The organism is Aeromonas simiae, from assembly GCF_000820125.1.
Lineage (GTDB): Bacteria > Pseudomonadota > Gammaproteobacteria > Enterobacterales > Aeromonadaceae > Aeromonas > Aeromonas simiae.
The window spans coordinates 1-6,247 of the sequence record NZ_CDBY01000004.1 but is presented as its reverse complement, the minus strand read 5'-3'; the positions used below and the strand labels follow the sequence as shown (position 1 = coordinate 6,247).

Sequence of the window (6,247 nt, the reverse complement as noted above, 5' to 3'; positions counted from 1 at the left end):
TTCTGGGTATCAGCACCATAAATTTAAAGTTTTTGCCTGACGACAATAGCGCGGTGGACCCACCTGTTCCCATGCCGAACACAGAAGTGAAACGCTGTAGCGCCGATGGTAGTGTGGCAGATGCCATGCGAGAGTAGGACATTGTCAGGCACCTATCATGATGAAGGCCTCCCAATTTGGGAGGCCTTTTTCGTTATCAGGATAACCTCAGGTTGGTCATGGTCACGTTCTCCAGTGACGGAACGATCAGGCCACTCGAGATTGTCTTTGCAATAGCCTGATTACGGTTACGCGAGTCTGTCTTAGTCGTGACTTGGTTGAGATGGAAATTGACTGTCCGTTCTGTAATTCCGAGGATAGTCGCGATCTCCCAAGATGTTTTGCCTTCGCTTGCCCAATAAAGACACTCACGTTCGCGACCCGATAAGCTTACCGAAGGTGGTGCTATATCAGGTCTGCGCTTTATCGCTTCTAGGGCTGCATTAAAAATATATCCAGAACAGAAGGATATCTTGGGCACATTCTCATACATCAGCTCGCTGTTATTGCCCACCTTGGTAATGAATGTTAGTACTCCTTTTTCTCCGGTGGGTGAATTCAGCGGTATTGAAATTCCATTTTGCACTCCAAAATCGGCGGCGAGCTTCATTACATTCTTGCTCTTTTCCGATATGTCAGACTGCATCAGATCCTGTGTATTCCAGAAAATAGGCTGAGTTTGTTTCATCGCAAGGTTGATCACCGGATCTTCCATCAGATACTTATTTTTGTAATAGGTGTCAAACCAGCTCTTAGGGTAGTTGTTGATGAGCACAATATGTGATCTTTGCAAACTACACGGATAAAGAATTAAGAGCTGGAAATAGTCAAAACCCATCTTGTAGCTAAAGCGCTCGAGAGCACTCTGGGTATCGAGTAGTGAGCGTGCCTTGGCGAACGGCTCTACCAACTGCAATAGTTCTTCATTGAACAAGTTTTGCTCCTTATGTGCGGGCTCATCCTTGGCCCGCTATCCCGTACTGTTGTTATTGTTTGGGGTGTTCGGTGAGCTGTATTTGCTCTGCACCTCCATTTTTGAGATAATGATAATAGTTATCAATCAACTGCATCATTATCATGAAGAAGCACCTCATTGCCGCCCTGATCGCGCTTCCTGCCATAGGGAGTGCATACGCAGCAAACCCGGTGGCGGAACATATTTTAGCAGATCTGGCCTCAGGCGAGGCCTCCCAGAAGAAAGTAGCACAAGCTGCCGACGCTGTTGTAACTGCTCGCCAAGAGTTGCAAGCCACTGAGCGTCAGCTCAAAGATCAGCTTGCCTACAACCACTACATGCAAACCATGGTCACCGATCAGGAGCAAGAGCTGTCCACATTGCAGCGCCAGCTCTCCGCTGTAGAGGAAACTCGCCAAGGATTGGTGCCCTTGCTGCTGCAGATGCAAGACGATCTCGAGGCTTGGGTCACGAATGACCTTCCCCTGCGTAAGGAAGAGCGCGAGGCTCGCCTGGCTCATCTCAAGCAGACGCTGGCCCGTTCCGATGTGAGCGAGTCCGAAAAATTTCGCGTTCTGTTGCAGGCTTACCAGATAGAGGCGGAATACGGTAACCGGCTCGATGTCTGGCAACAGCGTCTGACCCTGGAGGGGCAGGAGCGATTAGTGGATGTGGTGGCCCTGGGGCGCATTGCGCTGCTGGCAATGACTACCGATGGTCATCAGGCGTGGCGCTGGTCAACTCAGACCAAGGCATGGCTGCCACTCGATGCTCAATGGTTCGCCGCGATCCGCCAAGCGATAGAGCTGGCCAATGAGAAACAGACCCCTACGCTGTTACGGCTTCCCATGTCCACTGCCCGCCAGGAGATGACCCAATGAGAGCCCTTCCTCTGATCCTGGCGCTGGCTTTTAGCGCTCAGGCTGCCCCTCAATTCACTGCGGAAGAACAGGCGCGTGAACAGACGGCCTCTTCAGAGCTGGCCACGCTGCGGGCCCAGCTTTCCCAAGCCAGGGCTAATTTGGCCCAAGTGCAAGCCCAGAGTAAGGCGCTGGCCGAGCGCTTTGGCGCCAACGAGAAACAGCTGGCCGAGCTAAACAAGGAGTGGCAAAGCGCATCGACGGGCATGGATGAGCTGTTTGCGGTGAGCCGGCAGGGGGCTAAGGAGGCGATGAGCCTGCTCGAAGGCTCGGCCATACAGGCGCAGTATCCTGAACGCCTCGCCCCGCTTGACCGTCTGAGCGATGAAAAGTCGGTGCCGGATCGCCAAGCTCTGGCTCTGTTGCCCGAATTATTGCTTGGGGAGATGAAGGCATCGGCCCAGATTACTCGCTTTCAGGCACAGGTGCCGGGGGGGGATGGCATTGCCACTCCCCATACATTGACCCGTTTTGGCTCTTTTACGCTGGCCACGGAGCAAGGATTGGTGCAACCCACGCCACAAGGATTGCAACCGATCGCCAACCTGCCGGGCGATGTGATGGGGAGCTACCGAGATTATCAAGGCGCTGAGGGGGAAGCGGTGGCTATCGATCCCTCTCACGGCAGTGTGCTGGGCATGCTGGCCGAACTCCCCACCTTCACCCAGCGCCTACAGCAGGGTGGCACTGTGGGCTACATCATCCTGACGCTGGCCCTGCTCGGGATGGGGATTGCCGCCGTGCGTCTGGTGCTGTTGTCACGAGAGCTCAACGCCGTGCGCCGTCAGGTTCATGATGCGACGCTACGTGAGAGCAATGCCCTTGGGCGTGTGCTGGCGGTAGAGAGGCAATATCCCCATCTTCCCATGGAGACCCTGGAGCTACGCCTTGATGAGGCCATCTTGCAAGAGACCCCGCGGCTTGAGCGCGGTATCGGCATGGTGAAGGTGATCGCCGCAGTGGCTCCCATGCTGGGTTTGCTGGGGACAGTTACCGGCATGATCGGGACATTCCAGGCTATCACTCAATTCGGTACCGGTGATCCCAAGATCATGGCCGGGGGGATTTCCATGGCCCTGGTGACGACGGTGCAGGGATTGGTTGCGGCCATTCCGTTGATCCTGGCTCACAGCCTGTTGCAGTCGCGTTTTAGTGAACTCTCCAACCTGCTCGAGCAGCAGGTGGCGGGGATCTTGGCCGAGCGCGCTGAGGCTGATGGTCAGGTGAAGACCAAAGCGGAGCGCGTTGCCTGATGATGGCTCTGTGGGAACAGCTACAGCAGTTTATGGGGCGCGGTGGCCCCATTCTCTGGGTGATCCTGGGGCTGCTGCTAGTGATGTGGTGCCTGATCCTGGAGCGGCTGCTCTACCTGTGGGGGGGCTATCGCGGTGTGCAGCACTCGCTGCTGGCCAGTTGGCGTGCCCGCGCCGAGCGTACCAGTTGGCAGGCCAAGGCCATCCGTACTCGCTGGATTGCCCAAGCCGAACTTGAGCTGCAGCGTCACCTTCTTTTTATCCGTACCCTGGTGGTGCTCTGTCCCATGTTGGGGCTGCTGGGGACAGTCACCGGCATGATCGGGGTGTTTGATGCCCTGGCCATGGCCAACCGTTTCAATCCCGAGAACATGGCCAGTGGGATCTCCCGCGCCACCATTCCGACGATGGCGGGGATGGTGGTGGCGCTCATCGGGGTGCTGATCCTCAGCCGTCTTGAGAGCCAGGCGCGTCGTCTGCTCGAGCAGACCCGCGATGGCATGGGCGCTGAATAGGAAGCTGTAACCAATGAGAAGACAACCTAAGCGTCAGCGTGACGAAATCCAGATCGACATGACCCCTATGCTCGATATCGTCTTCATCATGCTGATCTTTTTCATCGTCACCACCTCCTTTGTGCGTGAGGCGGGGCTTGAGGTGCATCGCCCCGAGGCAAGCCAGGCCAAGGCGCAGAAATCGTCCAGCATCATGTTAGCTATCGGTGCCAACGGCGAGATCTACCTGGATCGCAAGGCGGTGGATGTCGAGCGTATCAAGGTTAGCCTGGCGCGGATGTTGGCCGAGCAACCCGAGGCCAGCCTGGTCATCCAGGCCGACGAGCGGGTGGCACATGGCCGCGTGGTGCGAGTCATGGATGAAGCCAAGGCCGCCGGCATTGCCAATATCGCCGTGGCGGTGACGCCGCGATGAGGCGCTATCTCACCAGCTTGCTGCTTGGCGTGCCGCTGACATTGGGGGTGTTGCTCTTCATGGCGGCCCTGATTGAGCCGGATAAGACGCCACGTACCGCCAGTGAGTCACGCAGCATCGTGATCCGGATGCCGGAGCCCGAGTTGCAGGTAGCAACGCAGGAGCGCCCTGTTCCACCAGAGCCGGAGCCGCTGCCTGAGCTGGAGTCCATGCCGGCACTACAGCCGGTGGCAACACCAGCGCTCAGTCTGGAGCCTGTCCCCATGATCGCCCCCCCGCTCGATATCGCCGCGGTGAGCCCGGTCAAGCTGACGATGCCGGACGTGATGCCGGGGGGGCAGGACCCGGCGGCTTTCAGTGGCAATGTTCATGGTCAACAAGCAGGTAGCATGAACGGTGTGGCACAGGGGGGCGGTATAGGGATCGGTGGCCTTCTGATGCCCCTACAACGGATTGAGCCAACTTACCCTTACCGCGCTCAGCAAGCGGGGATTGAAGGGGACGTGACGCTCAAGTTTGCCGTTGACCCGGAGGGGCAGGTGCAGAACGTCGTTGTCGTATCGGCCAAGCCACGGGGTCAGTTTGAGCGGGCGGCTATCCAGGCTCTGCGCAAGTGGCGTTATCAGCCTCGCAAGGGCGAAAATGGCGCCATTACCCAGATCGTGACACTCAAATTCAGATTGGAGAATTAAGCGATGAAACGTCTCTGGTGGTGTGCATTGCTGCTGGCTACGCAAGGCGCGTGGGCTGTTGCGGTCAGCCCGGCTTTCTCGCGCCAGCTTGCTCCTGTCATGAAACTCTATGAGGCCAAGCAGTGGCAAGCCGCCGATGCCAAGGCCGCCACGCTAAAACCAGCCACGCCAGCCGAAGAGGCATGGCTGGCTCAATTGCGCGCTTCGGCTGCCGCTAATGCAGAGCGCTGGGAGGTGGCCGCCACTCAGGTGGCTATGGCGCTGCGTTACGATCAGTGGCCGCAAGAGCAGAAACGGGCATTGCTGCGTTTGCAGGGAGATATCGCGGCCCAACAGGAGCGCTGGCCCCAGGCGATCGCAAGTTACAAGGCGGCATTGGCATTGCAGAACGAAAAGGCGCTGCAATTTCGCCTGGCGGGCCTCTATTTCCACAACCAGCAGTATGCAGAGGCCGCCAACCTGAGTGACCAGCTGCTGCGGCAGGGATGGCACAAGCCTGCGGCGCTCATCCGGCTCTCGGCTCTGCACGGGCTTAAACAGTATGCTCAGGCGGCCGAGATGGCCGAGCTGCTCATCAGCCATGAACCCACTGAGGGGAAATGGTGGCAGCAGGCCGTTGCGCTGCGCATCTCGGCTCGGCAGGGGCGTCAGGCTCTGGCACTGTTGCAGACGGCGGTTGATCGCAAGGTCATCAGCGAAGAGAGCACGCGCACTCAGCTAGTCCGTCTCTATGCGTGGCAAGGATTACCCTATCGAGGTGCTCGCCTGCTTGAGCTGGCGATGCGGGATGGCAAGATGTCGGCTTCCGTTGCCAACTTGCAGCTTCAGGCTCAGCTGTGGGAGGGAGCGCGTGAGTGGAATAAGGCCATCACCACCTGGCAGCAGCTGGCGTCGCTCAATCAAGAGAGCAAGCCAGCCCTGCGCGCTGCCGAATTGATGCTCCAGCAGGGGCGCGACCAAGAGGCGGGAAAACAGCTGCTCTCGCTACAACGCAGCACAGGCAAGGAAGGGTGGCGCGCCAAGGCGCTACTACTCCAGATCTACTTGCAGTCCGAACGCTATGATGAAGCGCTGCAACTGGCCAATCAGCTGCGTGGCAGTCGGGAGTGGCAGGAGCGAGCCGACGCCTGGATTGCTTATATTCAATCCAGGCAAAGTGATAGCGGTGGAAAATCGGCCTGAACCTTGAAGCAATAGTGTAAAAAAGGAGCCTTTGGCTCCTTTTTTCACCAAGTAATCGCGAAATATCAAAATTCCCCAAAAAAGCCTTGTTATCCCGAGGCGCCTCCCTATAATGCGCCCTCACCAGCACGGCGGATGACGCCAGAGGGTCAGTGAGTTGGCGTGAGTCAGCAAGCTGCGAAAGAAAAGCCGCCACGGCGCTTGACTTTCGATATGAGGGGCGTAAGATGCGCAGCCTCAGCCGACAAGGCAACGTTCTTTAACAAATTGAATCAA

General features: G+C 57.5%; 7 protein-coding genes and 1 rRNA gene. 7 read left to right on the top strand and 1 reads right to left on the bottom strand.

Annotation, left to right across the window (positions count from 1 at the left end):
• Positions 1–35 precede the first annotated feature (35 nt).
• Positions 36–150 (top strand): 5S ribosomal RNA (gene rrf / locus BN1134_RS00430).
• Between the two features lie 46 nt (positions 151–196).
• Here the strand turns inward: rrf and BN1134_RS00425 are convergent.
• Complete coding sequence (locus BN1134_RS00425; RefSeq protein ID WP_042044583.1) at positions 197–973, bottom strand: helix-turn-helix transcriptional regulator; 777 nt, start codon at positions 971–973, stop codon at positions 197–199.
• A gap of 143 nt (positions 974–1,116) precedes the next feature.
• On the opposite strand from BN1134_RS00425, the gene BN1134_RS00420 reads away from it, so the two are divergent.
• Genes BN1134_RS00420 through BN1134_RS00395 form a run of 6 tightly spaced genes read left to right on the top strand, consistent with a single transcriptional unit; the run spans position 1,117 to position 5,971 of the window.
• The gene (locus tag BN1134_RS00420; RefSeq protein ID WP_042044582.1) at positions 1,117–1,875 is read left to right on the top strand and encodes a DUF3450 domain-containing protein; all 759 of its coding nucleotides are present in this window, start codon (positions 1,117–1,119) and stop codon (positions 1,873–1,875) included.
• On the top strand, positions 1,872–3,167 hold the full coding sequence (locus BN1134_RS00415) for a MotA/TolQ/ExbB proton channel family protein (RefSeq protein WP_042044581.1): 1,296 nt from the start codon (positions 1,872–1,874) through the stop codon (positions 3,165–3,167). The genes BN1134_RS00420 and BN1134_RS00415 overlap by 4 nt, the downstream gene beginning before the upstream one ends.
• Positions 3,167–3,682, top strand: coding sequence for a MotA/TolQ/ExbB proton channel family protein (locus tag BN1134_RS00410; protein ID WP_042044580.1), 516 nt, complete (start codon positions 3,167–3,169; stop codon positions 3,680–3,682). The genes BN1134_RS00415 and BN1134_RS00410 overlap by 1 nt, the downstream gene beginning before the upstream one ends.
• Before the next feature lie 13 nt (positions 3,683–3,695).
• A complete protein-coding gene (locus tag BN1134_RS00405; protein WP_042044579.1) occupies positions 3,696–4,097 on the top strand; it encodes an ExbD/TolR family protein in 402 nt (133 codons plus the stop codon).
• Entirely contained in the window at positions 4,094–4,789 is a 696-nt protein-coding gene (locus tag BN1134_RS00400) for an energy transducer TonB (RefSeq protein WP_042044578.1), read from the top strand. The genes BN1134_RS00405 and BN1134_RS00400 overlap by 4 nt, the downstream gene beginning before the upstream one ends.
• Positions 4,790–4,792: 3 nt before the next feature.
• Positions 4,793–5,971 carry a tetratricopeptide repeat protein gene (locus BN1134_RS00395; RefSeq protein ID WP_042044577.1) on the top strand — a complete coding sequence of 393 codons (1,179 nt, stop codon included), beginning with the start codon at positions 4,793–4,795 and terminating at the stop codon, positions 5,969–5,971.
• Positions 5,972–6,247: the final 276 nt, after the last annotated feature.

Bases quoted from the DNA above. Each gene is read 5' to 3' on its own strand.
- BN1134_RS00400 (WP_042044578.1), top strand. From the start codon at position 4,094: ATGAGGCGCTATCTCACCAGCTTGCTGCTTGGCGTGCCGCTGACATTG.
- BN1134_RS00395 (WP_042044577.1), top strand. From the start codon at position 4,793: ATGAAACGTCTCTGGTGGTGTGCATTGCTGCTGGCTACGCAAGGCGCG.
- BN1134_RS00420 (WP_042044582.1), top strand. From the start codon at position 1,117: ATGAAGAAGCACCTCATTGCCGCCCTGATCGCGCTTCCTGCCATAGGG.
- BN1134_RS00405 (WP_042044579.1), top strand. From the start codon at position 3,696: ATGAGAAGACAACCTAAGCGTCAGCGTGACGAAATCCAGATCGACATG.
- BN1134_RS00410 (WP_042044580.1), top strand. From the start codon at position 3,167: ATGATGGCTCTGTGGGAACAGCTACAGCAGTTTATGGGGCGCGGTGGC.
- BN1134_RS00415 (WP_042044581.1), top strand. From the start codon at position 1,872: ATGAGAGCCCTTCCTCTGATCCTGGCGCTGGCTTTTAGCGCTCAGGCT.